The sequence below is a fragment of the Pseudarthrobacter sp. HLT1-7 genome, from assembly GCF_059383435.1.
The window spans coordinates 203,023-229,123 of record NZ_JBWZCH010000004.1 but is presented as its reverse complement, the minus strand read 5'-3'; the positions used below and the strand labels follow the sequence as shown (position 1 = coordinate 229,123).

The window sequence follows — 26,101 nt, the reverse complement described above, 5'->3', positions numbered from 1 at the left end:
CCGTCCTTTCAAAAACTCAGTTTTTCAACGTGGCGGGCGCAGAGAGCAACGCGGTGATTTTCGGCGTCGGGCGCCATCCGTTGACGGGGCTGCTGACTTGGTGTGGCCGTAAGCCAAATCGTCGACAACCATAGCCTTCATGCGGTGATCACTACCTTGAGCGCCTTCGTTTCCGCGGCGCGCGCGAAGGTGTCATAGGCCTCCATGAACTGGTCAAAAGTGAAATGGTGGGTGGCGAATTTCTCCGCGGGCACCTTCTTCTGGGCGACGAGCTTGAGCAGCATGGGTGTGGTGTTGGCGTTGACCAGGCCCATGCTGATGTTGATGTTCTGGATCCAGAGGTCCTCCACATGGAGTTCCACGGACTTGCCGTGCACACCGACGTTGGCCACATTGCCGCCAGGCCGCACGATGTCCGTGCACATGGAGAAGGTCGCCGGAATCCCGACCGCTTCGATGGCCACATCCACGCCGTGCCCGTCGGTCAGGGCAAGGACCTGTTTCTTCCAGTCGGCGTCGCCGGAGAGGACGACGTCGGTGGCGCCGAATTCGCGGGACTTCTCCAGCCGGTTCGCGTCGAGGTCGACGGCGATGATGGTGGCGGCGCCGTAGAGGCCGGCTGTGGCGATCGCGGCAAGGCCAACCGGGCCGGCGCCGATCACCGCGACGGTGTCCCCTGGTTTCACCCGGCCGTACTGCACGCCGATTTCGAAGCCGGTGGGCAGGATATCGGAGAGCATAACGGCCTGGTCGTCGCTGACTCCCGCGGGCATCAGGTAGAGGGAATTCTCGGCATAGGGAACGCGGACGTACTCGGCCTGGGTGCCGTCGATCAGGTGTCCGAACACCCAGCCGATACCGGATTGGCCCTCGTCGCCCAGGCAGTGCGAGTACAGGGCCGTCTTGCAGTTGGCGCAGTGCCCGCAGGACTTGATGCAGGAAATGATCACGCGGTCGCCCACCTTGAGGCTGGTCACGGAGGAACCGGTTTCCGTGATGGTTCCCACGCCCTCATGACCCAGGATCCGGCCCTTTGTCACAGCTGGGACGTCGCCCTTGAGGATGTGGAGGTCCGTCCCGCAGATGGTGGTGGTCTCCACCCTGACGATCACATCGGTGGGGCTTTGGATGGTGGGATCGGGGACGTCCGTCCAGGATTTCTCTCCGGGACCGCCATAGACGAGGGCTTTCATGCATGCTCCTTGATGGTGATGGTTGTTGGCGGATCCACGATGCGGAGCCGGCAATGAGTTACGGAGGAATCGATTCCGGAGGACAGGAGGGACAGCCGGGCACGTTCGCGCAGCTCTTCGATGGCGCCCGCCGATACTCGGGCGTGGAACAGGTCGATCACGATTTCATGGCGGGGCAATTTGGCGGTGACCCGGCGGCATACGACGTAGAGTGCCCGGATGTTCGCGGCCGTGACCACACCATGCACCTCGATCCGGGTAATCTCCTGATGGCCGTCGATCCGGATCATCACCTTCAGGCGCGGCGTCCTCACGTGTGTGTCCATGGGTCCCCCGGCGCCCGTAGGTTGGCTGAAGGAGCTGCCTGGACCTTCAGTGGTTCGCGATGTTTGCTCATAGTTACGTGGTCTCGTAGCCTTTCCGGCTGATGCCGGAACGGCATAGCGCCAGTTCCTTCCCCAAAGTTAAGCGAGACCGGTGTTGCGTTTTCAAGGCTATTCGTCCCCCAATGGCCGTGCACGAATCGCCCCAAATCCAGAATGATCCGCCCGTGGGGAGCGGGTAAGGGGCGAAAGTCCCGTACTTGGTGGGCGGGGCGTGCGGCGAGTCCGGATTGGTGCTGCGCACTGCGGCGCCTAGCCTAATTGCTATGCCTGCTAAGTGTGCCGCTGCCGTTAACGGGCTCGTCCTTGCCTCCGTCCGGCTGCCAGGTGGGCCCGCGCTCCGCGACGTCCATGTGGTTGACGGCGTGATTTCGCGGATCCCGCCTGCCGGGGAGTCTCGGGTCCCCGGCTCCCGTGTGCTTGAGCTGGGCGGGCGGTATGTCATCCCGGGGCTGTGGGATGAGCATGTCCACATGACGCAGTGGGCCCTCGCCGCCAACAGGATCGATCTCTCCGGCGCCGCCTCGGCGCGCGAGGCGGCCGACGTCGTCGGTTCCTATCTTGCCGGCCGCGCTGCCAACGGCGGCGACGGCGGCCTGACGCTGGTGGGCGTCGGGTTCCGGGACGCTGTCTGGGGCGATGTTCCCGGCCTGGAACTGCTTGACGGCGTGACCCGGGGCCTGCCGACGGCGCTGATCAGCCATGATCTGCACTGCGTCTGGCTCAACAGCGCGGCGGCTACCCGCTACGACGTGGCCGTGGACGCCTCCGGGCTGCTGCGCGAGGCGCCGGCCTTCGCGCTGACCCGCGAACTGGGCAAACTGCCCGACGCCGTGGTGGATGCCTGGGTGCGGGAGTCCGCGCAGGCAGCGGCCGCACGCGGGGTCGTGGGGATCGTGGACTTTGAAATGACCTGGAACAGCGACGTGTGGCTGCGGCGGATCGCCGGCGGCTTCGATTCGTTCCGGACGGACGCCGGCGTCTATCCCCAGGATCTGGACCGTGCCATCGCGGAGGGGATGCGGACCGGTTTGGTGCTCGACGGCGGCGGCCTGCTCACGGTGGGCCCGCTGAAGATGCTGATCGATGGATCCCTCAACACCCGCACGGCGTATTGCGTGGACCCGTACCCGCACGGCGGCCGCGGCCTTCTCACCATCAGCGAAGACCAGCTGCTGGAGCTGCTGATCCGGGCCCGGGAATCCGGTTTTGTTCCGGCGGTGCACGCGATCGGCGACGGCGCCAATGAGGTGGCGCTGAACGCCTTTGCGGCGGCCGGGATCGGCGGTCGGATTGAGCATGCCCAGTTTATCCGGAACCGGGATTTTGCCCGCTTTGGCAAGCTGGGCCTGACCGCCAGCGTCCAGCCGGCCCACGCCCTCGATGACCGCGACGCCGCCGACGCCAACTGGGCCGGCCGCACGGACCGGGCGTTCCCGCTGCGGTCCCTGCTGGACGCCGGGGCCACGCTGGTGCTGGGTTCGGATGCGCCGGTGGCACCGCTGGATCCGTGGGTTGCTATGTCTGCGGCCAGCGCCCGGGCCCGGCAGGACGGGCGCGGGCCGTGGCATCCGGAACAGGCCCTCACCCGGCAAGAGGCGTTGACGGCGTCGACGCGCGGGCGGGGCAGTGTCCGGGTGGGTGACCCGGCGGACCTCGCGGTGCTCGACGGCGACCCGTTGACAGTATCCGACGCGGTGTTCGCCGCGATGCCGGTGGCTGCGACGCTGGTCGCAGGGCGGTTTACGCACATCGCCGTCGTTTAAGGGGCGGGAACCAGTGGGCATTTTCGTTGGTTCGTCAGGGGTCCGGGCCCCGCTGATGCGCCCGGGCCCCACTGATGCGTCCGGGCCCCGCTGATGCGTCCGGGGCCCCACTGATGCGTCCGGGCCCCGCTGATGCGCCCGGGGCCCCACTGATGCGTCCGGGCCAGGGACATGCCCCGCGCCGGGGCCAGCGGGCGGACATAGTGTCATTGTGTCCAGTCCCGGGTCCGAAGAATGGGCATGTCCCCCGGACCCCCGGCACGAATGGGTCCAGGCTCCGCTAGCCACCCCCCGTTACCACCCGACGAACCAGCGAAAAGGACCGCTAGCTGCCCTTGACGCGCGCCTGGATAAGGTTGGCGAAGGGCAGCCGGCCGAACTCCGCCCGGAACCCGGCATGGTACCCGGCTTCGGCGGCGTTCAACTGCTCCGCGGGCAGCTCCTTCCAGGCAACGATCAGGGATCCGGCGGCGGCGAGCTGCCAGATTAACCGGCCGTCCCAGTGGCCGGGCGGTTTACCCTTGCCGAAGTCGACGAACTCCTGAATCTGCCGGCGGAGCCCGCGGTTGCCCTTACTGCCGGGTCCGGCCTTGCCCACGTAGAGGACATCGGCGCCGTCGACCCATTCGGCGTCGAGCGCGTCCGCCCTCAGGGTGGGGTCCTTCTTCTTGAAGACGCCGGCCGCACTCCTGGCCAGGAACTGCGGCTCGAAGCCCGCGGGCAGCAGCACGGCGAAAATCCCGGGTTTCTGTGGAATCCGGTTGATGTCGAGGTCCGCGAGCGGCCGGAATCCGGTGAACCCGTCCTGTTTCAATGACTGTCTGTTGATCGGCATAGGTTCCTTGGATCGGGGTGCGGGCTTCCTGCACCAGCTTACGGAAACGCCATTTCCGCGGCCGCCTAAATTGTCGCAGGTGCCCTATAACCTGTTCCCATGGACGGCGATCAGGAACCCGAAGTGGCTCAGCCAGAACAACTGAAGATCGTGGACGTGGCCCGTTCCCTGGCCGCCGTCCGGCCCTCCGGTGACGGCGCCGGGCTGATCGGCCAGCTCCGTGAACTGGAAGACCTGAAATCCGCCGCGGCCGCGCTTCAGGCCCGGCTCGCCGTCAGCTTCGACCTGCTCCAGCGGTGCGAGCAGCGGGACCTCGGAATGCCGGCGGCGGAGCTTGGCACCGGGGTCGGCGCGCAGATCGCCCTCGCCAGGCGCGAATCCCCCGCTAAGGGCGGCCGGCTCCTGGGTCTCGCGAAAGCCCTCGCCACCGAAATGCCCCACACCCTGGCCGCTCTGGAGACCGGGCAGCTCAACGAATGGCGCGCCACCCTCCTGGTGCGGGAAACCGCCTGCCTATCGGGGGCGGATCGGTGTGCCGTCGACGAGGAGCTCGCGCCCGACGCCGGGACGTTCGATGGTGCCGGGGACCGGTCCCTGATCGCCGCAGCCCGGTCCGCCGCCTACCGCCACGATCCGCGCTCCGTCACACAGCGGGCGGGCCACGCCGCCACGGAACGGCACGTCAGCCTCCGCCCGGCGCCGGACACCATGTGCTATCTCACCGCCCTGCTCCCCGTCGCCCAGGGCGTCGCCGTCCACGCCGCGCTCACCCGGCACGCCGACACCGTCCGCAACACCGGGGACCCCCGCACCCGCAGGCAGCTCATGGCCGACGCCCTTGTGGAACGCATCACGGGAAAAGCCGGCGGAATCGCCGGGATCGAGGTCCAGCTCGTTATGACCGACCGTGCGCTGTTCCAGGCAGGCAGCGAACCCGCAAGGCTTCCCGGCTACGGGGTAGTCCCCGCAGGGTGGGCGCGGGAGATCCTCCTCGCGGACAACGCCGGAGACACTAACCAGGACCAGGCCATGAACGTCTGGCTCCGGCGGCTCTACACCGCCCCCGGCGCGGGAGATCTCGTGGCGATGGAGTCCCGCGCACGGCTCTTCCCGCCCGGGCTGCGCCGCTTCGTCCAGGTCCGCGACCAGACCTGCCGCACGCCGTATTGCGACGCCCCGATCCGGCATCTGGACCACATTCTCCCCTGGCACAGTGGGGGACCGACGACCCAGGGAAACGGTGCCGGGCTCTGCGAAGCCTGCAACCACACCAAGGAATCCCCCGGCTGGAGCGCCCACCCCCGGCCCGGACCCAGGCACACTTTCCAGCTAACGACACCCACCGGGCACAGCTATCTGTCCACCGCCCCGCCGCTGCCGGGAGCACCATCACCGGGACCGCGGCCTCCCGAAGCGCCACCACCCCGCCACCGAAGCGAACTCCGGCACTTCACCAAAGCGCGCAAGCGGCGGCCCGCGGACACGGAATTGACGCGCCAAGAGCGGACGCTTCTCGCAACGAGCTCCAAACTTCCTCATCCATGCCCAACACTGAGAAACCGCATTTCAAGTGCTCCAAGAGCTGCCACTCGAAAGGTACGCGAACGTCGGATTCTCGTCCTACCGGCTGGCAGGAAGCCCGTGGATCGCACTGACTGTTGCCCGACCACAGAACTAGGCCCTGCTCCTGTGGAGCCCGCAACTGCCGGAGCGTAATGGGCCGCGGAGTTGCGCGGAGACTGGCGGAATGACGCCTGTCTGTTCCGCGGCGTTCTGGGAAGACCATCTATGCTGCAGTCCCGGGACCGCCGCGCCCTCAAGCGGATCAAGACACTAAACAAGGATATTGCCCGCAACGGCAACGAAGGCATCGGGAATCCTGGACCGTCTAAAGCACGGCTTCCACGGCTGCCGGTCCCCGCCGGGCACGCAGAACCTGCAGGTACCTTCGCGATCTCGCTATGAGCTGGCTCGGACACTTTTATGTCCTGAACGACCCGGCTGAATCAGATGGTTACCTGCAGGCACTTTAAGCCTACGCCCCGACGGCCGCCACGGGTAGGGGCACCAGCCCGGATGACGGATCCTGGCCCACCGCGGGCCGGCGCTCCCCTCAGGGCGTTGCCCGGCGCAGCGTCAGGTAGGAGCCCACCCCGAGGACCGTGCAGAACAAGGCCGTCCAGCCGGAAACGCTCAGGGGTGTCTGGGCTGTAAACCACGCGCCCACCGGCGGCCACCAGCCCTGCCAGGTGACGAGCCCGATCAGACCGACCAGCGCCACCGCGATGATGCCCCAGACCACCACCATCCCGGTGGCCCGCCACCTCTTGTACACGGTGGCAAACCAGAACCCGGTCATGTATAGGGCCAGCATCACGAGGAAATTGAACAGGATCTGTACGATCGCCGGGCTGTCCGCCGCCCAGCCCAGGAAGTACAGTTGCCCGTTCAGTCCCCAGCCGTTGGTCGCCACCTCCACCCGGCCCAGCACGTAGTAGAGCAGACTGACGGCCAGGGCCACCGCGGCGAAAAGCCCGGTGGTGCCGATATAGAAGGTGCGCCGGCTGACGCTCATGGCCTGGGAGAAGGGGAACGTATAGGTGAGGGACTGGATGCCCAGGGCCAGGAAGTACCAGACCACCGCCTGCGAAGCGCCGGAGTAACGGGTTTCAACATCGTCCGGGATGATACGCCAGATGGCATAGGTGAGGACGAAACTGGCGGCAATGATCAGGGCCGGGATGCCCAGAAACGTCCATTTGTTGATCAGCTGCATGCGGGCGACACTGACGGCGCGGTTCATGGCGCCACCTCCACTTCTGCCTGGTCAGTCGTTGTGCGGGGCTCGACGCCGGTAGCGCCGGCCGGAACCGCCATGGTCTTGCGGACCACGAGCTGCTGCAGCGAAACCGGAGACAGTTCCAGGCCGAGTTCAGCGGCCCTGGCGCGGTCCGCGCTGCCGAGCCGGGATTCGATGGTCACGGCGGCCAGCGCTCCCAGCCGTTCCCGGTGCAGGACCTTCCTGCCTGCGGTGAAGGCGGAAACCGTCGTGTCCTCTCCGGTGACTGTGGCGGCCGAACCGCGGATGTTCTCGGCGTCGTCGTTCAGGATGATCCGTCCGTGGTCGATCAGGAGGACGTGTTCGAGCAGGTTGGCGACCTCGTCGATGAGGTGCGAGGAGAGGATGATGGTGCGCGGATGGCGGGAGTAGTCCTCCACCAGCCGGTCGTAGAAGATTTGCCGGGCGACGGCGTCGAGCCCCAGATAGGGCTCATCGAAGAAGGTCAGTTCGGCGCGTGAGGCGAGCCCGATGACAACCCCGACGGCGGACAGCTGGCCGCGCGAGAGCTTCTTGATCTTGCGCTTGAGCGGCAGCATGAACTCCCCGGCCAGCCGGTCCGCGAACTGCTGGTCCCAGTTCTCGAAGAACAACGCCGCCGATTTGAACGCCTGGGCAGGATTAAAGTCCTCCGGATACTTCTGGGATTCCCGGATGAAGCACATCCGCGACAGGACCGCGTCGTTCTCATACGGGTGCTGCCCGAAGACTGCGACGTCCCCGGAGGTCTCGGGATCCTGGGCCGTGAGGATCGACATTAGAGTGGTCTTGCCGGCCCCGTTGCGTCCGAGCAGTCCGTAGATCTTCCCGCCGTCGATACGGAGGCTGACCCCGTCCACTGCTTTGAGGTCTTTGTAGCGCTTGGTGACGTTTGTTAGCTCAATCACCGGCGCCTGTGTGCGGGTGTTCACCGTCCCGCGCTCCTTTCCGTTAGTAAGGGGTCTGAACTGCTGCGGTTGATCATCCCGGTCAGCGCGTCCACGCTGATGCCAAGTTTGCGCGCCTCACGGGTGAGCGGCTGGACATAGTCCTGGAAGAACTCTTCGCGCCGCTGCTCCAACAACCGTGCGCGCGCTCCGGTGGCAACAAACATGCCGATCCCCCGCTTCTTGTAGAGAATTCCTTCATCGACGAGCTTGTTGATCCCTTTGGCCGCAGTGGCGGGATTGATCCGATAGAACGCGGCAAACTCGTTGATGGACGGCGCCTGCGCCGCCTCCGCCAGCGATCCGGCCACAATATCGCCCTCGATCAGTTCGGCGATCTGGAGAAAGATCGGACGCGTTTCGTCAAGCACTGCCGACCGTCCTTTCGCTGGGGTCGAAACCAACACCTGGTCTGTTGGTTAGTTACTTGTGTAGCTAACCATAGAAGCGGGCGGCGCGCAAGGGTCCCGGCGGCCCGGAGACGCCGCCGGGCGTCAAGAAACACCCCTCCGCTCAAAAGCGTAGAGTGGAACAGGACGCCTGTTTCTGGACGCCGAGCGCTGAGGGAGAAATCGTGACGATTGACTGGGACGAAAAAAAGGCCCTACTACAGGAACCGAACATCGCCGCCGTGACGCAGCTTTGCGACGAACTCATGGAAAAGAAGCCGGGATCGGTCGTTCCTTACATCGATCCCGTCCATGACGAGGACGAATGCCGGATCGTCAGCCTGCACATTGCCCCGGGCAAGGGCACAGAATCGGGCTTCGTCTCCCATTTCAACGATGACGAGGCTGCCCGCCGCGCCACCTCCATTTATGAAGCGGTTGAACTCGACCCGCGCTACGTGATGCCGTGGAACGCCTACCCCTGGGTCCGCGACCCCGAGCTTCCGTCCGCCCTGAATGTCCAGGAGAAGACGGACGGCCTGCGGCCTTTCCGCCAGTTCCTCAAAATCAACAAGCGCGTCTCCGCGGTGATCGCCCACGGCGCCGATGCCCATGCGTTCCTGACGCTCTTTGAAAAGACCTACCACTCCTCGCTGAAGAACCGCGGCGTCAAGATCTACAAGGCCACAGCCCTCGGCGGCCGCGCTTTCGCCGTCTCGGCAACCAAGCAGGACGAGCTCCTCGCCAAGAATGTCGAGGTCTACAAGGACGCCATGCAGCGGGCGGGCATCCAACACCTCTGAACCACCCGCGAGGAGAGGCGCCCTCCGGCAGGCGCACGACGCCGGCCCACGGCGGCGCACTAGCCGCAGCCTCCAGCAGCCTCCGCCGGCGCCTGAGTACCTTCGCCACGCCCGGGAGGCAGGCCCCTGTCACAGGACAGCCAGGCTCCTATGCTGAAGACGCGGCACCCGCCACCACACAGACCGTGACTCCGCGCACCCAGCGAAAGAGAAAACCATGTCCCAGAACCCCGGCTCCAAACTCGCGATAGTCGGCGCCGGCAGTGTCGGCACCTCGCTGGCCTTCGCTGCGTTGATCCGCGGCTCGGCCAGCAACGTCACCCTCTTCGACGTCAACGCCACCAAGGCCGAGGCCGAGGTACTCGATCTGGCGCACGGTACGCAGTTCGCCGCCGCGGCGGCGACGGTCACCGGCGGCGGGGACATCGCCGCAACAGAAGGGGCCGACGTCGTCGTCATCACCGCGGGGGCCAAGCAGGCGCCGGGCCAGACGCGGCTGGACCTGGCCGGCACCAACGTCCGCATCCTCGAACAGCTCATGCCGCGATTGCTGACTCACGCCCCGAACGCTGTCTATGTGCTGGTGACCAACCCCTGTGACGTGCTGACCGTCGCGGCGCAGAAGATCTCCGGCCTGCCCTCATCGCGCATCTTCTCCTCGGGCACGGTGCTGGATACCTCCCGGCTGCGCTGGCTGCTGGCCCGCGAAGCCGGCGTGTCGCTCACCAGCGTCCACGCCAGCATGGTGGGCGAGCACGGCGACACCGAGTTCCCGGTCTGGTCCGGGGCCACGATCGGCCCGGTCCCGATCCGCGACTGGAAGGTCAACGGGCAACGCATCTTCACCTCCGAGCACCTGGCCGACACCGCGCGGGAGGTCACGCAGGCGGCCTACAAGGTGATCGCAGGCAAGGGCGCCACCAACTACGCAATCGGTCTGTCCGGCGCACGCATCGTGGAAGCCCTGCTGCGCTCGGAAAATGCCGTGCTGCCAGTCTCCACAGTGCTCGACGGCCAGTACGGGATCTCCGGCGTGGCCTTGTCGCTGCCCAGTGTCGTGGGGCACGGCGGAGTCCGGGAGATCCTCGAGACACCGATGGACGACGGCGAACTCGCTTCCCTGCACCACTCGGCGGAGACGCTGCGGCAGAGCCTGGCGAGGCTGGGGATCTAGGGGATCTGCGCGGAGCCGGACGTGGGGGAGCCACAACCGCCGTCACCACCACCGCCGCCGCGCGGCAAGCCCTGTGGCCCGCCCTTGACCGCGAGGTGAGACTTCGCGCCCATGTGCCGGAGAATCACGGGCGCGAACTCTCACCTCGAGGGTTCCCGACTGCCCGCGGCGGCAGCGTAACGCAACGTCGCCGCAACCCCTCGGGCACCCGGTTCGCCTATGCTCGACGGACAGACTCACAGCGGCTCAGCGGCTCAGCGACGAACCATCCGGGAGACACCTCATGACCAACTGGCGAATCAGGGATTTCCACTCGGCCGATCTTGACGGAATCCTGCACCTCTGGGAAACCCTCAAAGCCACCAATGTTGAGCCCGTCTACGCGCTCTCCGAGGTGCTGGCCTCCTGCGAAAAGGACCACGCCGTGGTCGCGGTGCAGGGCGAGCAGGTGGTGGGCGCCGCCGTCGGCCGCGCCGCCCATGACCAGGGCTGGATCGTCTTCCTCGCCACCCTCCCCGAATACCGCGGCCGGGGGATCGGTACCTCCCTGCTGGCCGCCGTCGAAACGCGAATGGCGCCGCACGGGCTGAACAAGCTCTCCGCGCTGATGCCGGAATCCGAGACCCGGGTGGAGGCGTTCCTGGGCCGAGGCTTCGTCCTGAAGAAGAACCTGCGCTACTTCGAGCGGAAGATTCCCGTCCAGCGCCAGGAACTCGAACCGCTCAGCCAGCTTGGCGGCCGGATCCTGGCCCGCGACCTCTGGGAAAACGTCGCCGGCATGCGCAACGAGAAGGAACTTCTGGAACGCCGGCTGGTCCTGCCGCTCGCCGAGGCTGACCTTGCCGACGAGTTCGGTGTGGTGCCGCCGCGAGCCGTCGTCCTCTTCGGCCCCCCCGGCACCGGCAAAACGACCTTCGCGAAGGCGATCGCCTCGCGGCTGGAGTGGCCGTTTGTGGAGGTCTTCCCTTCCCGGCTCGCCGCCGATCCCAAGGGCCTCGCCGGCGCGCTGCGCGAGACGTTCCTGGAGATCGCCGAACTGGAGCACGCCGTCGTCTTCATCGACGAGGTGGAGGAGATCGCCTCCCAGCGTTCCGGCGAGCCGCCGTCGCCGCTGCAGGGCGTCACCAACGAGCTGCTCAAGATCATCCCGGCGTTCCGCGAACAGCCCGGCCGGCTGCTGGTCTGCGCCACGAACTTCATCCGCGCCCTGGACACCGCGTTCCTGCGCCACGGCCGCTTCGACTACGTCATCCCCATCGGTCTGCCGGACCGCCAGGCCCGCGAGGCCATGTGGCAGCGCTTCATCCCCGCCACCGTGGTGGACGACGTCGACGTCGAGCTTCTCGTGGACCGCACCGAGGGCTTCTCCCCCGCGGACATCGAGTACGCGGCCCGGAGCGCCTCCCAGCGCGCACTGGAAAAAGCGGTGTACGACGACGGCGGGCTGGCTTCCGGCGGCGACACTTCCGTACGCGCGGCGGTCCGGAAGGGCCCGGCAACCCAGGACTATCTCGACGCGATCGCGGACACCCGGACCACCGTCAGCGAAGAAGTCCACCAGCAGTTCCTCGAGGACATCGACGCACTCGGCCGGGTCTAACAAAAGCAACGCGGGGTCACCTACGGCCCATGTTGGGCCCCGGGATGGGCGCTAAGTGACCCCGCGTTGCTTTTGACAAGCGACGGCGACGGCGACCTCGCCCTGGGCATGGCCGTGCCCGAGCGCGGCGGAGGCCTCCGCGATCCTGGCGACGGGGTAAGTGCTGTCCATTTCCGGCCGCTACTGGCCGCCGTCGGTGAGGCCCGCCGGCACTGTCAGTCCCGGTGGGACCCGGTCCCGGCGGCGCCCGCCACCGGAACGGAGGTCTCGACAGGCCCGGCCGGGACCTCCTCATAGGAAAGGTTCTCGTAGTCTGTGTCGTCCGCCTCGTCGAGCAGGTCATCGAGTTCATCGAGCAGCCACGGGTTGATGCGGGCGAGGATCTTCCGGGTTTCCTCGACCGGAACGGCGGCGTAGAGCACCGGCCGGGCCTCGTCGTAGCGGGTCACCGGCGGCTTCTCCGGCCACTTCTCGGCCAGCGCCCTGACCCGCTCCGGCAGGGAATTGTGCGCGTTGTCCGCGATCTTTACCAGGGCCGCGTCGTGGTCTTCGGCGATGTAGCGGATGCCGGCCTGGTAGTCGTCCGGGTTCTCGTGCAAACGCTTGGTGACGCGCTCGATAATGTCAGCGGTCCGCACTGACACGCCCATGGCCAGGAGCGCTTCCCTGGTCATCGGCGTGTCCTCGGCGATGTCGTGCAGGTAGCCGGCGATCCGGATGTCGTCGTCGAAATCTGCCAGGGCGTCACCGACGGCGATCACGTGTTCGCGGTAGGGGCGCTTGAGCTTGTCCTTCTGGCGGTTGTGGGCCACTTCGGCAAGGATCTTCGCCGTCTCCACGGTGAAGCTCGATTGAGGGGTCTGTGGTTCAGGGGAGCGCACTTCCGTGAATTCAAGTTCTGACATGCTTCCAGCGTACGCGTCAGCTCCGTGCGTTGTGCCGGCCGGCGCCGGGCCACACCCAGGGCCCCCGCGGCAGCGCTGCCGCGTCAAAGACTGCAAGCGCGCGCTCCAGAGTTCCCGCCGGCAGCCCGAGGGAGGCCAGCAGCAGATCCCGCACCTCGTCGGCCGGAACGCCGGCGATCGCAAGGTCACCGAGTGTGACGGCGCGGTCGCGCTTGGCCAGCCGGGCGCCGTCGGCGTTCAGCACGAGCGGCACATGTACATATTCCGGAACAGGCATACTCAGAAGCGAGGCCAGATAGGCCTGCCGCGGCGTGGACGGCAGCAGGTCGTCTCCGCGGACTACCTGGTCGATGCCCTGGGCTGCGTCGTCCACCACCACGGCCAGGTTGTAGGCGGTCACGCCGTCATTGCGCCGGATCACAAAGTCGTCCACCACCCCGGTGTAGCTGCCGTGCAGCATGTCCTGCACGGTTGCCTCCGCAATTTCAGCTCTCAGCCGGACAGCGGCAGGCCGGATCGCACGTTTGGCGCCCCGCTCCGCCGCGGATAGATTCCGGCAGGTGCCCGGGTACGCGCCCTGCGGGGAGTGCGGGGCGGACGGGGCTTCCTGGATCTCGCGGCGTGTGCAGAAGCACTCGTACGTCAGGCCCGCCGCTGTCAGCCGTTCCGTCGCCTCCGCGTAGAGTGGCCCGCGGTCCGTCTGGCGTACGACGGCGCCGTCCCACGTCACACCGACCGCCGCCAAATCACGGAGCTGCTCCGCCTCGGCGCCGGGCCGGACACGGTCCAGGTCATCAACGCGCAGCAGGAACCGGCGGTCGGTGGAACGGGCAAAGAGCCACGCCAGCATGGCCGTCCGGAGGTTGCCCACATGCAGCTCGCCGGAGGGGCTGGGGGCGAAGCGGCCGGCAGACGTCATGGAACCAGCCTATGCGGCACACCACACAACCCCCTCCAAACACCAACGCGGGGTCACCCAAGGCCCATGGCGGGGTCCAACATGGGCGCGATGTGACCCCGCGTTGCCCTAAAAGGCACAAGAGCCCCTCAGCTACCGATGACTTCGGGGGAACCGACGTCGGTGGCTCAGGGGCTCTTGCCGTGCCGGGCCCGCGGGCGTTGCTCCGGGCCATGGCACTGCGAATGCGGAGATTTTTCTGCGACAGACGATGCGTGAACAAGTGTCAATCAGCGGCGGGTTCCTTGCGGGATACCTCATCCAGTGTCCGGGTGGTGTGCCGGGGTTCCTGTAGCCTTACGGGATCCGGCGGTAGCCTGTGTCCCTTTGTTGTCACTATTTCAACAGAAGCCCTACAGTTGGCGCAACAGACGTCCCTAAAACTGGTCAATCTGACTAACGTGCGCGGCAGACATCGGCAGGAAGTGGTCATTTTGCAGGTACTCGACGCGACAGACCGGCGGATCCTCATTGCCCTCGATGAGGATCCCCGGCTGCCCATCATGGTGCTGGCCCAGAAATTGGGCCTGGCGCGCGGCACCGTACAGTCGCGGCTGGAGCGGATGTCGGCGTCGGGCGCCCTCCGCCGGAACAGCAGCCGGGTGCTGCCGTCCGCCCTGGGCCGGGGCGTGGCGGCGTCGGTGAGCGCCGAACTGGACCAGAGCCATCTGAACGAGGCGATCGCCGCGCTGCGGAACATCCCGGAGGTGCTCGAATGCCATGCCCCGGCCGGTGAGACCGATCTGCTGATCCGGGTGGTGGCGACGAGCCCGGACGATCTCTACCGCGTGTCCGAGGAAATCCGGCTCTGCCCGGGGATTGTGCGGACCTCCACCAGCATGTTCCTCCGCGAGGTTATCCCCTACCGGACCACGGGGCTGCTGGACTCCTGAGGCGCGCGGGCCCGCGCCGGCCCGCAGCCCGCAGCCCGCCGCCCGCCCCGGGGAGCCCTCCCCATCGCTGCCTGCGCGGTTTGCAGCTAGGCTGGCCGGGGAATCTATCAGGGGGAAATGTGGCGGGTAACTTCTACGGGGCGGACGTCGCCCAGCTGCGCCGGCTGGCACAGGACCTGGCCGGCGGCGCCCGGCGGCTCAACCAGCTCGGCCAGCAGCTCGGCGGCACCATCAGCGCCAGTCACTGGAAGGGGAACGACGGCGAGCGCTTCCGCAGCGACTGGACCTCATCCCACCTAAGGGCGCTGAAGGCCGCATCAGCCGGGATCGAAGCGGCCGCCAAAGCCGTGCTCATCAATGCCGACGAACAGGAGCGCACCAGTCAGAGCGGCGCGGGTTCGGGCCCCGGAGTCGTCGCCGCGAACGACGGCGGCACAGCCCGGGAACTCACCGAAAAACTCGATGCGATGACGGCAGCGGAACGTGTGGCGTACCTGGCGAGCGACGAATTCAGGACGTGGGCACTGGACAACCCGGCGGCAGCCAAGGCCGCTATGGACGCGGCCGCCGATTCCGGCGCCATTGACGCGAAGTCCCGGGAGTACGCAGATTTCCTCAGCGGGTACTGGAACCAGCAGGCGATGTTGGAGATGGGAATCGACCCCGCCGCCTGGGACACCGCCAAGGGCACCGACTATAACTGGGAGACCATAAAGAAGGTCTACGACTTCTATGGCCAGGCGTATCTGGCCGACCCCGATCTGCAGTGGGCCGGGATGGCCAACATGATCGGTCCCTCCTTCGCCGGCGGATTCAAGGACATGGCCCTGATGCGGGATCTTGCCCAGCAGATTGCCGACCATCCGGCGTCGAACATTCCGCTTCCGATGCTGGACGAGATCGAGCAACTGGCGGGCATAACGGACGCAGAAATCAGGTTCTACGAAACCAGCATGCTGGACATGAACAAGGAGATATTTTTCGACCAGGCCCGGCAGCACGAGGCCTACCTGACGGGCGGTCCGGAAGAAATGACCCGCCTCCGCGATTCCGGCGTGATCAACGCTGAGACGGCGCGGGCCTGGGAGCAGATCGACTCGGGCGATCCGGCACAGGTCAGGGAGGGCAATACGGCGTTGTTGTTCCGGGAACAGAACGAGATCATCGCCGACGATTACGACACCATGCGGAACCATCCCGGCGGGGAAGCCGTGACCTATCTGGTGACCCTCGCCGGCGAGCCGTCCATCCCCGGGGCCCGGAGTTTCCCTGAGGTCTTCCCCTACGAGTTCAGTGTGGAGAGCCCCGGTCCGGACAACTTACCGTACACACATTGGGACAATCCGGCCCAGGTACGCACCGACTTCACCACCGGGTTCCCGAACGGCAACATTGCCGACGCTGATCAGCGCTGGGCGCTGATCAGCCGGAACACCCTCCCGGCGTACCAGGAGCTGCTGCGCGCCGATCCCGGCCGCGCCCGGGACATCATCGGCTCCGACTTCAATGACCGTGTGGAACAACACCGCCCCACCAACAACATCCCGCACATCATGGACCGCTTCGCCTCCGGATTCAGTGCCGAGGTGCATCAGTGACGCCGCGCGCGCTGCCCCGTCCGTGGACCTTTGCCTTCGCCGCAGCGGCCCTGGGCCTGGGCTTGACCATCACGGGCTGCCAAGTGGTCCTCCCCCCGTCCCCCGGCTCTTCCGCCGACCCGACCCCGTCCTCTGGGAGCACCATGACATCCTCTGAATACTCCACTCTCGACGCTGCCGGCGTTCAAGAGATTGAAAACAGCCGTCAGGCGCGCCTGGACATGAGGAGCGGAGAGCTCTTGAAGTCCGCCGTGCGGGTCACCGACAGCAGCTACGGGCCCGAAATCAGGGCCTCCGGCAAAATCGCGCTCACCATCGCGGGCCCGACCGGCGAGATCCACGGGCAGACGGACCGCATCCGCTTCATGACCGTGGGCGCGTTGCCGGACTTCAGTGAAGTCACGTACTTCCTCACCGCGGACTCACGGGACGAGTACTTCGGCCTCATCCGGGATGGCGTGGCGAAGTACGGCATCGAGAGCCGCGCGGCGGAAGGCTGGATTTCCTCCATCAGCCGCCAGCCCGAAGACAAGAGCGGCTTCTCCCTCGGGCCCGGGACAGCCACCGGCCTGAGCGTGAGCTACGACCTCCGCTACGACGGCTCGAAAGACACCCAGGTCATCATCGTTCACGTCAGCCCGGTGCGGGCAGGCTGACCGCGGACGCGCCAATCCATTACTTCCGTGGCATATACCACTCGGTGAAGGACGACGTGCGGCCCCGCCTCGTTTGTACCTGCTGCCCGGGCCGGGACCGTACTTAGCCGCATTGCCCGCTTAGCTGCCGTCGCCCCTGCCGTATTCGCGGTCCCAGAGCTCGTGGATTTCGGCGTCCTTCCGGATCGCTTTCACCGCCGCCAGCTCGGCGGGTTTCCGTCGTTGCCACTCACGCGGATTGAGGGACTTCCGCCCGCTGTCCAACAGGAGCAGCGCACGGTCCGTAAGGGCATCGCCGCGCAGGGTGAAGTCGGTCTTGCGCCGGCGGAGGACCTCACGGAGCGCGGCCCGGGCGGCGGCGTAGTCGCCGAGTCTGCGCAGCGAACGGGCCCGCACCAGCAGCAGCGCGGCGGCGAGGTCGTCGCCGTTGAGCAGTCCCTCGGTGTCCGCCGCGACTTCCGCATCCCGCCCCAGCGCCGCCGCCAGTGAGCAGCGGGCCAGGGCCAGCGGCAACGACGGCGGCAGGCCGGTCAGCGCCGCCAGCGCGGCCTCCGTCTGGCCGGTCTCGCGCAGCGAGTGCGACAGGGCAAGGAACACGGCTTCCTCGCTGAACAAAACCGGGACCTCGATCCGCTCGGCCACTGCCACGCGGGTGACCACGCCGGAGAGGTAGGTGGAGGCGTAGCGGTTCGCGTCGTCGTCGTTCCTGATCGAGAGGCCGCGCCGGAGCAGTTCGGCGGCCCGCAGTTGGCCGCCGTGCGCGTAGGCCAGCAGCCCGGCCATGACGTAGCAGAGCCCGGCCCAGCCAGGGTAGGTGCGCGCCAGCCTGATCAACCGGTCCGGGTCGGTGCTGGCGAAAATGGCGGCGTGCACTGCGCGGGTCGCCTTGCTGGGTCCGGCGCCGAAACCCTTTGCCAGCCGCGGGACGGCACCCTCGACAGTCAGGGTGCCGCGGATCCTCCGCGCCAGCAGTCCGGACACCAGCCCGCCCACACCGTCGGCGAGGACGCGCACAGGGGTCCGGACCAGGGCTTTGCGGAAGGGCGTCAAGTCGCGGGCGTCGCGGTAGAGGACGGGGTGCTGGGGAACGGATTCTGCGGGTCCGGCGCTCATGCACCCATGCTAGTGGGCTCGGGGAATGGCTGGACTCAACGACGACTCGTCCGCTTCCGCAACCGCCCGTCCGGGCCCAAAAACCCCGAGACCAGCGACTACTTCATTCACCGGCGCCATATGCTGCCGTCCGGACTTGAGTACACGACGACCACCGGCCGGCTGGTGCTGGCGGAGTTTGTGAGTGGCTAAATTCAGGGGACCGGCCCGGGTTGGGACACCCGGCACGACTCCCCAGGCCGCCCAGCTAGGCCGCGGCCGCAACCCAGAGGCCGATGACCCAGGTGCTGGCGGCGAGGCAGGCGAGGCCGAATTCCACGATCATTCCCAGCCCGGTGGCTTTCAGCGCGGCCCAGCTGGAGGCCACCGCGGTCCGGAAGACTCGGGTGCGGTGCAGCTCGCTGAGCAGGAGTCCCGCCGCGAAGCCGACAAAAAGTCCCACCACGGGGATGATGAACATGCCCACCACGCCGAAGACGAGTCCGGCGACAACCGAGCGGCCGGGGATGCTGTGCTGTTTGAGTTTGCGCCCCGTCAGGACGGCGCTGGCCGCCATTCCGGCCAGAACGAAGACCATTCCGATGCCGAAGACCACCCAGCCCGTGGTGCCGGCGCCGCCCCAGATCGCCCAGGCCAGCAGGCTGAGCCCGATCAGGATGCTGCCGGGCAGCACGGGAATGATGGTTCCCGCGACGCCCACCAGGATGGCCAGGCCGCAGAGAATCGTCACAGCAGTCTCGGGATTCATCACCCCAGTCTATGGTTCGGGGCGGCGCTGAAGAGACAGCTGAGGAGACAGGCGAAGAGGCCGCCGGACAGCAGCCGGAAAGCATAGGGACCGGACGACGGCGGCGCCGCCGGCCCCGCCGGGACTGAAGGAAGCGCCGCCGTCGTCGACCGTTCGTCAGTAGCTTGTCGTCCGTAGCGGGTCGTCCGGAGCGGGTCGGTGGTAGTTACTCGGCTTCGACTGCCGCGGCGACTGCCGCCGAAACAGCTGGGGCCACCCGCGGGTCCAGCGGGCTCGGCACGATGTAGACGGCGGAGAGATCGTTCTCGGCGAGCGCCGCGATGGCGCGGGCCGCGGCCAGCTTCATGGCCGGGGTGATCCGGCGGGCGCCGGCGTCGAGGGCGCCGCGGAAGATGCCGGGGAACGCGAGCACGTTGTTGATCTGGTTCGGGAAGTCGCTGCGCCCGGTGGCGACGACGGCCGCGTACTTGTGCGCGACCTCGGGCATAACCTCGGGGTCCGGGTTGGACAAGGCGAACACGATTGAATCCTGACTCATGAGCAACAGGTGCTCCTCGGCCAGCTTCGACGAAGAAACACCGATAAAGACGTCAGCGTCGAGCAGTGCCTCTGCGGGACCGCCGGAGACGCCACGCGGGTTGCCGCTCCTGGCCAACTGGGCCTTCTTGCTGGCCTGGTCCGCGGCGATGTCCGCACGCTCGCTGTTGATCACGCCGCGTGAGTCCAGCAGCACCACGTCGGTGATGCCGGCGGTGAGGAGCATCTGGGCGACGGCAATACCGGCCGCGCCGGCGCCGGAAACGACGACGCGGAGCTTCTCGAGTTCGCGGCCGGTTACCTTCGCGGCGCCGGTCAGGGCAGCGAGGACGACGACGGCAGTGCCGTGCTGGTCATCGTGCATCACCGGGCAGTCCAGGGCCTCGATGAGCTTTTCCTCGAGCTCGAAACAGCGGGGCGCCGAGACGTCCTCTAGGTTGACGGCGCCAAAACTCGGACGCAGCCGGACGAGCGTCTCGACAATCTCGTCGACGTCGGTGGTGTTGAGCACCAGCGGAATCGAGTCGAGCCCGCCAAAGGCCTTGAAAAGGGCGGACTTGCCTTCCATCACGGGCAGCGAGGCGCTGGCGCCGATGTTGCCGAGGCCGAGGACGGCCGTGCCGTCGCTGACGACGACCACGAGGCGTTGGGCCCAGGTGAGGGTCTTGGCGAGCTCCGGGTCGGCGGCGATGGCGCGGCTGACCTGGGCGACGCCTGGCGTGTAGGCGATGGAAAGATCGCGCTTGCTGGCGAGCGGTACGGTGCTGGAAATCGATAGCTTGCCGCCCTGGTGGGATGCGAAGATCTCCTCGTCGCTGAGCACCGCTGCGGGCTCGGCGGGTGAATCAGCGTCGGTGGGATTGATCGTTTCAGTGGACACGTCGTTGTCTCCTGGGGGCTCACCGTGGGCATACGGCTCATGGAAGCTCAAGCACAGTCATGCTCAAGATGGTGGGTGGAACATCCGTGGCGGCCCAAGGTTGGCGGGCTGGCGGTGACGCTCCGCGTACTGCTGGCGGCGGGCCGCTCCGGATCTGCAATGGTAACCACATCATCAGCCGCATGAGGTGGCACGGGACACGCTGCCGGCCGCGGTGAGACGTTTATCCGGCCTGCAACGCGGCTGACACCACGGGAACACGCTTGTACACGCCTGGCACTGCCCGCCGCTGCTGGTCTAGACCAGTTACGTGCGGGTTACGCGGAGTGGCGGCTGCGGGTCAGCAGCCAGCAGGCCCTCCTCAGGTCTTCCTCGGCCTCAAAGAGGGAAAGGCGGCGGCAGCGGACTGCCTGGACCAGTCCGCTGACGGTCAGCAGCAGCACCCGGGAGACGGCGGCGTCGCCGCTCACGGCGGTGACGGCCTTTTCCGCGGTCGAATCGATCTCGCGCAGCAGCCGCGTAGTGTCGGTGTCCGGCACATAAACCGTTTTACCGAGGCTCTGTTCGACGGCGGGCTGCATAAGGCGCATGTGGAATATCTCCATCACGACGCCGGCGAGGGCGTGGGCCGGGACGTCGTCCGCGGTGTGTTCGGCATACCGCCCGGCACCCATCATCTTCGCGGAGGTGGCACCGGAAGTGGCGGGGGCGGGCGAGTGGGCCGCCAGCAGCTCCGCGAGCTGCCGGCGGTAGAGCACCAGCACCAGCTGGGTGGCTGAGGGAAAGTAGCGGCACAGCGTTCCGAGCGGAACGTCGGCCTTGGCCGCGACCTTGGAAAGGACCACGGAGTCAAGTCCCTTGCGGGCGAAGCTGGCGGCCGCATCGAGGATCCGGGTGTAGCGGATTTTTTGCCGGGGAAGGGTGGGCGGATGGGCCATCGGTGGAAGTTCTGAGTGGAAGTCAGGCATCAGCAGCGTTCCGGGTTCGGTTTTCTCGGCAGCCGGGAGGGATCCCCCATAGCGCTGCCGCGGCAATTCCCGTCCACTATACGCCACGCCACCGGGCGGTCAGCCAGTCAAACGGAAGCCCGGCGGCGCCTCCGGTGGCGCCTCCTCAGCGTCCCTGCGGCGTCAGTCCACGCCCTTGATCTTGACCACGAACACGGCGCCCAGCAGCCCGATGACAGCGGCTGCCACGTACAGCGAAACGTATCCTCCCCACATGGTCACGAAGGGGAATGCGATGAGCGGAGCGAGGACCTGCGGCAGGGAATTGGCGATGTTGATGACGCCCAGATCCTTGCCGCGGCTCAGCGCGGAGGGCAGCACCTCGGTGATGAGGGCGAAGTCCACGGCGAGGTAGCAGCCGAAGCCGATTCCCAGCACGGAGGCGCCGATCAGGGCGCCGGTCCAGGTCGGCGTGAAGGCGAGGATCAGCGAAGCCACCGCGATGATGACCGAGGAGATGATGACCAGCGGCTTCCGCTTCCCCATCCGGTCGCTCAGCGGGCCGCCAATGACGCTCGTGATGATCACCATCACCGCGTAGAGCCCGGTCAGGATCAGCACGCCGAACTCCGGCGCCATGCCCTGCGTTTCTTCAAGGTGGACGGCGTCCGTGAGGAAAAACAGCAGGTAGAGGGTGACCATGTGGTTGCCGATGTTCACAAGCAGCCGGGTCAGCCAGGCCCAGGCGAAGTCGGGGTAGAGCGCCGGGGAGATCCAGAAGCCCTTCACGAAGCCGGCCAGGCTGAACGGGGGACGGGCCTGCGCGGGCAGCGGGACGTCGTCGTTCGTGAAGAAGTACAGTACGACGCCGGCGAGAAGCGCCACGGCACAGACAAGGTAGCCGACGGCGAAGTTCCCTGTGACGGCGGCGGCGATCACCGCGCCGATCAGGATGCCGACCGTTTGCCCCATGGCCCCGAGGCCGCCCACCGTGGCGCGCTGCGCCACCGGCACCCGGTCCGGAATGGCGGCAGTGATGGCGGCGTAGGCACCGTTGCAGCCGGCCTGCACGAGGCACCAGAGCAGGGTCATGACGGCGACGTTGGGCGCCCCCGCCAGTGCGATGAGTGCTGCGGCGCCGAGGACCGCCCCGAAGAGCACCCACGGCACGCGCCGGCCCCGCCGCGAGGTGGTCCGGTCGCTGAAGGCGCCGAACAGCGGGCTGGCTACGAGCGATACCGCGGCGCCTGCACCGGTCACCAGAGCCAGGATCGCCTCCTTGTCCCCCTCGCTGAAGGCCGCGGCCTGCTGGCCGAGCAGCACCTGGATCGGACCGAAGAACGCCGCATTGATGCCGACATTGACGAGCACCACCCCGGTGATCCAGACGGGCCGGACGCGCCGCTCAGGTTCCGCGAGTGCCACCGCCGCCGGGCCATTTGCGGCCTGACTCGTGAGAGCTGGGTCCGGATCTGCTCCGGGTAGATCGGACAGGCTCATGTGGTTCCCCCCGGAACTGATGGCTAAGGCTGAAAATCGGTGTGGGCCCAGACTATCGTGGGGAGCAACGCCCGCCGACTATTTCCAGCATCAGGGAGAACCCGTGACCGCATCCGCCGTAAACACCGCCGATCTCTTCGACGAACGGGGCGAGGAGCTCGACTCCGTGGCCCTGCAATTCCAGTCGGTCGGCGGGCGGACGCATTTCCACGGCCCGGTCCGGACCATCCGCTGTTTTGAGGACAATGCCCTGGTCAAGTCAACTCTGGCCACGCCCGGGGACGGCGCCGTCCTGGTGGTGGACGGCGGCGGCTCGCTGCGCACGGCGCTGATGGGCGACCTGATCGCGGCGAGCGCCGTCGCCAACGGCTGGTCCGGCGTCGTCGTCAACGGCGCCATCCGCGACCGGGCGGCCATCGCCGGGCTGCCGCTCGGGGTGAAGGCGCTGGGCAGCAACCCGCGCAAGAGCGCCAAAGCAGGCGCCGGCGAGAGCGACGTGGAAGTCGAGATCGACGGCGTCGCCCTCCGGCCCGGGGCGATGATCTGGTGCGATCCGGACGGAATACTGGTCGAGCGCTGAGTCGCCGAGGTGAGACTTCGCGCCCAAGACTCGAGGGCAAATGGGCGCGAAGTCTCACCTCGGCGTCCATCCACGGGACAGGAGAACACGCCGGACCCTCCCGACGACAGTGGGGCACTCCCCCGCCAGATCGTCCTTTGCGACCCGCACCTCGCACCAGCCCAGCCTTTCCGTGGTTCGGGCACGGCGGATGTCGCGCAGATGCTGGCTGACCCCGCCATGGTGGAGCCCGTCGTACTGCAGCGCTACCCCGTAGGCCGGATACGCCGCGTCCGGCCACAGCTCCGGGGCTCCGGCCGGCCCCCAGACCACGTGGTTGAGCTCCGGCTCCGGCAGGCCACCGCGGACGACGGCGAGGCGCAGCCGCGTCTCCGGAGGGGAATCCGCGCCGACGCGTACGAGCGCCAGGGCCTCCCGTGCCCGCCGGATGTGCCTAGCTCCGGGGTGCTGGAGCAGCATCCGGTTCAGCGTCTCGATGCTCGCCAGGGCCGCCCGGGGGGACGGGAACTCCGGACCGTGTTCGGACACCAAGGAATCCCCGGCAGCCACGAGATCGTCCAACGGCAGAGTCGCGGCCAGGTCGAGGTAGGTGCGTTCGGGCGAGGTAACCCGGACGCCGTCGAACATCACCACGTCCCCGGGCCGCAGCGCGAGGCGGTGCCCCGCCACGTTCGCCCGTGTCGGGATGCTGCCGCCCCGCGGCCGGGCAAGGTGGATCCTCCAGTCGCAGTCTGCCCACGGCGGAAGGCCAACGCGCCAGATCCTCGCCGCAGTGAAGTGACAGAGCACGGTGCATCCGTCGAGTTGGCAATAGGCCCGCAGGGCTGCGGTGCCGTGTGCGCCGCTGCCGGGCGGAACGCGGATGCCGCGGGACACGGTGATTAGGTCCTGGGCGCGGGTCCGCTTCCGGGGGATCCCGGCCGCATCGGCAGCCAGGACGGAGAATGATCCCTCCGCCAGCGTCGTTGGGAGCTCGAGTCTGCGCATTCCCTCATCATGAGGGAAACCGGCGCCGCCCGCTTAGGTTATCCACACCCCGCCTAAGTTATCCGCACCCCGCCACCGCCTACCCTTCGGACTTCATGGGCCAGGGCCGCCGAGGTGAGACTTCGCGCCCATGACTGGACGAGACATGGGCGCGAAATCTCACCTCGGCGACGGACGGCGTCCGACGCCGCCGGCGCCTGCCCGCGGAGCCCGCCAAAGTGTGTTTCCTCTCACTTCTACGGCGCGTGACGGGCGTCGCCTCCGCTCCGGTGTAAGACTTGGTAGCTGCGGCGCAGGCCGCGGAACGCGAAATGCCGAGGGAGCCAGATGACAACCACGCAAGACCAGACCGCAGCCAAGATCCCCCAGCGGGTCATCTGGCTGGCCGTGGCGGGCGCCGTCGGCGGTTTCCTCTTCGGTTTCGACTCCTCCGTGGTCAACGGCGCCGTGGACGCGATAAAGGATGAGTTCGCGCTCAGCGAGGCCGTGACCGGCTTTGCCGTGGCCGTGGCACTGCTCGGCTGCGCGGCGGGTGCCTACCTGGCCGGCAAAGTCGCCGACCGCTACGGCCGCATCCCCGCCATGAAGATCGGCGCCCTGCTGTTCCTGGTCAGTGCCATCGGCACGGGCTTCGCCTTCGGTGTGTGGGACCTTATCTTCTGGCGCCTCGTCGGCGGTTTGGGCATCGGCCTGGCCTCCGTGATCGCCCCGGCGTACATCTCCGAGATATCCCCGCGCCACGTCCGTGGCAGGCTGGCGTCGCTCCAGCAGCTCGCCATCACCATGGGCATCTTCGCCGCACTCCTCTCGGACGCCCTCTTCGCGAATTTCGCCGGCGGCGCCGGCCAGGAGCTCTGGTTCGGTATTCAAGCCTGGCGCTGGATGTTCCTTGCCGGCGCCGTGCCCGCAGTGGTCTACGGCTGGATTGCGTATACCCTGCCCGAGTCGCCGCGGTTCCTGGTGTTCCAGGGCAAAGATGAGGAAGCCCTCAAGATTTTCCAGTCCATCGCCCCGGCCGAGGACACTGACCGCCAGCTGCGCGACATCAAGAAGGCCATCGAGGAGGACAAGGTCGCCGGCCAGAAGGGCTCCCTGCGCGGCAAGGTCTTCGGCCTACAGCCCGTGGTGTGGATCGGCATCATCCTCTCCGTGCTTCAGCAGTTCGTCGGCATCAACGTGATCTTCTACTACTCCACCACTCTGTGGAAGGCTGTCGGCTTCCAGGAGAAGGACTCCCTGACGATCTCCGTGGCCACCGCGATCACAAACATTCTGGTGACCCTGGTGGCGATCGCCCTGGTGGACAGGATCGGCCGCCGGCCCATTCTGCTCGCGGGTTCCATCGGCATGGCGGTCTCGCTGGGCACCATGGCCCTGGCCTTCGGGTCCGCCACCGGAGCCGGCGATGCCATATCACTGCCCGGTGTGTGGGGCCCGGCCGCGCTAGTTGCCGCCAACGTCTTCGTGATCAGCTTCGGCGCGTCCTGGGGCCCGCTCGTCTGGGTGCTGCTGGGTGAGATCTTCCCGTCCCGGATCCGCGCCCGCGCACTGGGCCTCGCCGCTGCAGCCCAGTGGATCGCCAACTTCGCCATCACCCTGAGCTTCCCGGTCATGGCTGCGGCGTCCCTGCCCGTGACCTACGCCATCTACGCCATGTTCGCGGCGGCGTCGTTCTTCTTCGTGAAGTTCAAGGTGCCGGAGACCAACGGAATGTCCCTGGAACAGGCCGAGACACTCTTCGTTCCCAAGGGTTCCGCGAAGGATTCAGCCAGGGCCTGAGCCCCGCCCGTCGCACGGCACACCACCGCACCACCGCACGCTCCCGCCTCACGAGGTGACAGTTAAGGCCCATGTTTCCGGGAAACATGGGCCTTAACTGTCACCTCGGCGG

The 26,101-nt window shown here is 67.2% G+C and carries 24 protein-coding genes; 10 read left to right on the top strand and 14 right to left on the bottom strand.

From position 1 onward, the window contains the following. Positions 1 to 137: 137 nt before the first annotated feature. Together AC50X6_RS06010 and AC50X6_RS06005 are read right to left on the bottom strand one after the other, a co-directional pair. Positions 138 to 1,193 carry a zinc-dependent alcohol dehydrogenase family protein gene (locus AC50X6_RS06010; RefSeq protein ID WP_494965339.1) on the bottom strand — a complete coding sequence of 352 codons (1,056 nt, stop codon included), beginning with the start codon at positions 1,191 to 1,193 and terminating at the stop codon, positions 138 to 140. Beyond that, positions 1,190 to 1,507 (bottom strand): hypothetical protein, encoded by a 318-nt coding sequence (locus tag AC50X6_RS06005; RefSeq protein ID WP_494965338.1) that lies wholly within the window; start codon positions 1,505 to 1,507, stop codon positions 1,190 to 1,192. The genes AC50X6_RS06010 and AC50X6_RS06005 overlap by 4 nt, the downstream gene beginning before the upstream one ends. 335 nt (positions 1,508 to 1,842) lie before the next feature. On the opposite strand from AC50X6_RS06005, the gene AC50X6_RS06000 reads away from it, so the two are divergent. After that, a complete protein-coding gene (locus AC50X6_RS06000; RefSeq protein WP_494965337.1) occupies positions 1,843 to 3,342 on the top strand; it encodes an amidohydrolase in 1,500 nt (499 codons plus the stop codon). Between the two features lie 325 nt (positions 3,343 to 3,667). Here AC50X6_RS06000 and AC50X6_RS05995 read toward each other — a convergent pair whose 3' ends face one another. Beyond that, positions 3,668 to 4,177 carry a hypothetical protein gene (locus tag AC50X6_RS05995; protein WP_326967091.1) on the bottom strand — a complete coding sequence of 170 codons (510 nt, stop codon included), beginning with the start codon at positions 4,175 to 4,177 and terminating at the stop codon, positions 3,668 to 3,670. A gap of 99 nt (positions 4,178 to 4,276) precedes the next feature. Here AC50X6_RS05995 and AC50X6_RS05990 point away from each other — a divergent pair, with 99 nt between their 5' ends. Next, complete coding sequence (locus AC50X6_RS05990; protein WP_494965336.1) at positions 4,277 to 5,893, top strand: HNH endonuclease; 1,617 nt, start codon at positions 4,277 to 4,279, stop codon at positions 5,891 to 5,893. A 397-nt stretch (positions 5,894 to 6,290) separates the two neighbouring features. Here the strand turns inward: AC50X6_RS05990 and AC50X6_RS05985 are convergent, their stop codons facing one another. Genes AC50X6_RS05985 through AC50X6_RS05975 form a run of 3 tightly spaced genes read right to left on the bottom strand, consistent with a single transcriptional unit; the run spans position 6,291 to position 8,313 of the window. After that, the gene (locus AC50X6_RS05985; protein WP_494965335.1) at positions 6,291 to 6,980 is read right to left on the bottom strand and encodes a hypothetical protein; all 690 of its coding nucleotides are present in this window, start codon (positions 6,978 to 6,980) and stop codon (positions 6,291 to 6,293) included. Then, positions 6,977 to 7,927 (bottom strand): ABC transporter ATP-binding protein, encoded by a 951-nt coding sequence (locus AC50X6_RS05980; protein ID WP_494965334.1) that lies wholly within the window; start codon positions 7,925 to 7,927, stop codon positions 6,977 to 6,979. Before AC50X6_RS05980 ends, AC50X6_RS05985 begins: the two co-directional genes overlap by 4 nt. After that, positions 7,924 to 8,313, bottom strand: coding sequence for a GntR family transcriptional regulator (locus tag AC50X6_RS05975; protein WP_494965333.1), 390 nt, complete (start codon positions 8,311 to 8,313; stop codon positions 7,924 to 7,926). The genes AC50X6_RS05980 and AC50X6_RS05975 overlap by 4 nt, the downstream gene beginning before the upstream one ends. A gap of 203 nt (positions 8,314 to 8,516) precedes the next feature. Between AC50X6_RS05975 and AC50X6_RS05970 the strand changes: the two genes are divergently transcribed. From AC50X6_RS05970 to AC50X6_RS05960, 3 genes are all read left to right on the top strand, one after another. Next, complete coding sequence (locus AC50X6_RS05970) at positions 8,517 to 9,134, top strand: uracil-DNA glycosylase family protein (RefSeq protein WP_494965332.1); 618 nt, start codon at positions 8,517 to 8,519, stop codon at positions 9,132 to 9,134. Positions 9,135 to 9,351: 217 nt separating this feature from the next. Next, positions 9,352 to 10,308 (top strand): L-lactate dehydrogenase, encoded by a 957-nt coding sequence (locus tag AC50X6_RS05965; RefSeq protein ID WP_494965331.1) that lies wholly within the window; start codon positions 9,352 to 9,354, stop codon positions 10,306 to 10,308. A 283-nt stretch (positions 10,309 to 10,591) separates the two neighbouring features. After that, entirely contained in the window at positions 10,592 to 11,908 is a 1,317-nt protein-coding gene (locus AC50X6_RS05960) for an ATP-binding protein (RefSeq protein ID WP_494965330.1), read from the top strand. 215 nt (positions 11,909 to 12,123) lie between these two features. Here AC50X6_RS05960 and AC50X6_RS05955 read toward each other — a convergent pair whose 3' ends face one another. Together AC50X6_RS05955 and gluQRS are read right to left on the bottom strand one after the other, a co-directional pair. Further along, the gene (locus AC50X6_RS05955; protein WP_494965329.1) at positions 12,124 to 12,813 is read right to left on the bottom strand and encodes an HD domain-containing protein; all 690 of its coding nucleotides are present in this window, start codon (positions 12,811 to 12,813) and stop codon (positions 12,124 to 12,126) included. 16 nt (positions 12,814 to 12,829) lie between these two features. Further along, on the bottom strand, positions 12,830 to 13,732 hold the full coding sequence (gene gluQRS / locus AC50X6_RS05950) for a tRNA glutamyl-Q(34) synthetase GluQRS (protein ID WP_494965328.1): 903 nt from the start codon (positions 13,730 to 13,732) through the stop codon (positions 12,830 to 12,832). Positions 13,733 to 14,205: 473 nt separating this feature from the next. Here gluQRS and AC50X6_RS05945 point away from each other — a divergent pair, with 473 nt between their 5' ends. The 3 genes from AC50X6_RS05945 (at position 14,206) to AC50X6_RS05935 (ending at position 16,918) form a co-directional block, all read left to right on the top strand. Next, positions 14,206 to 14,664, top strand: a complete 459-nt coding sequence (locus tag AC50X6_RS05945) for an Lrp/AsnC family transcriptional regulator (protein WP_326967139.1) — start codon at positions 14,206 to 14,208, stop codon at positions 14,662 to 14,664. A 119-nt stretch (positions 14,665 to 14,783) separates the two neighbouring features. Continuing rightward, a complete protein-coding gene (locus AC50X6_RS05940; RefSeq protein ID WP_494965327.1) occupies positions 14,784 to 16,262 on the top strand; it encodes a WXG100 family type VII secretion target in 1,479 nt (492 codons plus the stop codon). A 143-nt stretch (positions 16,263 to 16,405) separates the two neighbouring features. Beyond that, positions 16,406 to 16,918 carry a hypothetical protein gene (locus tag AC50X6_RS05935; RefSeq protein ID WP_494965326.1) on the top strand — a complete coding sequence of 171 codons (513 nt, stop codon included), beginning with the start codon at positions 16,406 to 16,408 and terminating at the stop codon, positions 16,916 to 16,918. Positions 16,919 to 17,038: 120 nt separating this feature from the next. Here the strand turns inward: AC50X6_RS05935 and AC50X6_RS05930 are convergent, their stop codons facing one another. The 5 genes from AC50X6_RS05930 to AC50X6_RS05910 form a co-directional block, all read right to left on the bottom strand. Beyond that, positions 17,039 to 18,031: a hypothetical protein gene (locus tag AC50X6_RS05930; RefSeq protein WP_494965325.1), complete on the bottom strand. Its 993-nt coding sequence runs from the start codon at positions 18,029 to 18,031 to the stop codon at positions 17,039 to 17,041. 247 nt (positions 18,032 to 18,278) lie between these two features. Continuing rightward, positions 18,279 to 18,779 (bottom strand): DUF456 domain-containing protein, encoded by a 501-nt coding sequence (locus AC50X6_RS05925; RefSeq protein ID WP_494965324.1) that lies wholly within the window; start codon positions 18,777 to 18,779, stop codon positions 18,279 to 18,281. Between the two features lie 205 nt (positions 18,780 to 18,984). Further along, positions 18,985 to 20,196 carry an NAD(P)-dependent malic enzyme gene (locus AC50X6_RS05920; RefSeq protein WP_494965323.1) on the bottom strand — a complete coding sequence of 404 codons (1,212 nt, stop codon included), beginning with the start codon at positions 20,194 to 20,196 and terminating at the stop codon, positions 18,985 to 18,987. Between the two features lie 317 nt (positions 20,197 to 20,513). Next, the gene (locus tag AC50X6_RS05915; RefSeq protein ID WP_494965322.1) at positions 20,514 to 21,134 is read right to left on the bottom strand and encodes a TetR/AcrR family transcriptional regulator; all 621 of its coding nucleotides are present in this window, start codon (positions 21,132 to 21,134) and stop codon (positions 20,514 to 20,516) included. Between the two features lie 192 nt (positions 21,135 to 21,326). Then, positions 21,327 to 22,643: an MFS transporter gene (locus AC50X6_RS05910; RefSeq protein WP_494965321.1), complete on the bottom strand. Its 1,317-nt coding sequence runs from the start codon at positions 22,641 to 22,643 to the stop codon at positions 21,327 to 21,329. Between the two features lie 103 nt (positions 22,644 to 22,746). On the opposite strand from AC50X6_RS05910, the gene rraA reads away from it, so the two are divergent. Further along, positions 22,747 to 23,223: a ribonuclease E activity regulator RraA gene (gene rraA / locus AC50X6_RS05905; RefSeq protein WP_494965320.1), complete on the top strand. Its 477-nt coding sequence runs from the start codon at positions 22,747 to 22,749 to the stop codon at positions 23,221 to 23,223. A gap of 54 nt (positions 23,224 to 23,277) precedes the next feature. On the opposite strand, the gene AC50X6_RS05900 is transcribed toward rraA, so the two are convergent. Then, entirely contained in the window at positions 23,278 to 24,210 is a 933-nt protein-coding gene (locus AC50X6_RS05900; protein WP_494965319.1) for a putative endonuclease domain-containing protein, read from the bottom strand. A 327-nt stretch (positions 24,211 to 24,537) separates the two neighbouring features. On the opposite strand from AC50X6_RS05900, the gene AC50X6_RS05895 reads away from it, so the two are divergent. Next, on the top strand, positions 24,538 to 25,989 hold the full coding sequence (locus AC50X6_RS05895) for a sugar porter family MFS transporter (RefSeq protein WP_494965318.1): 1,452 nt from the start codon (positions 24,538 to 24,540) through the stop codon (positions 25,987 to 25,989). The last annotated feature ends 112 nt before the right edge of the window (positions 25,990 to 26,101 follow it).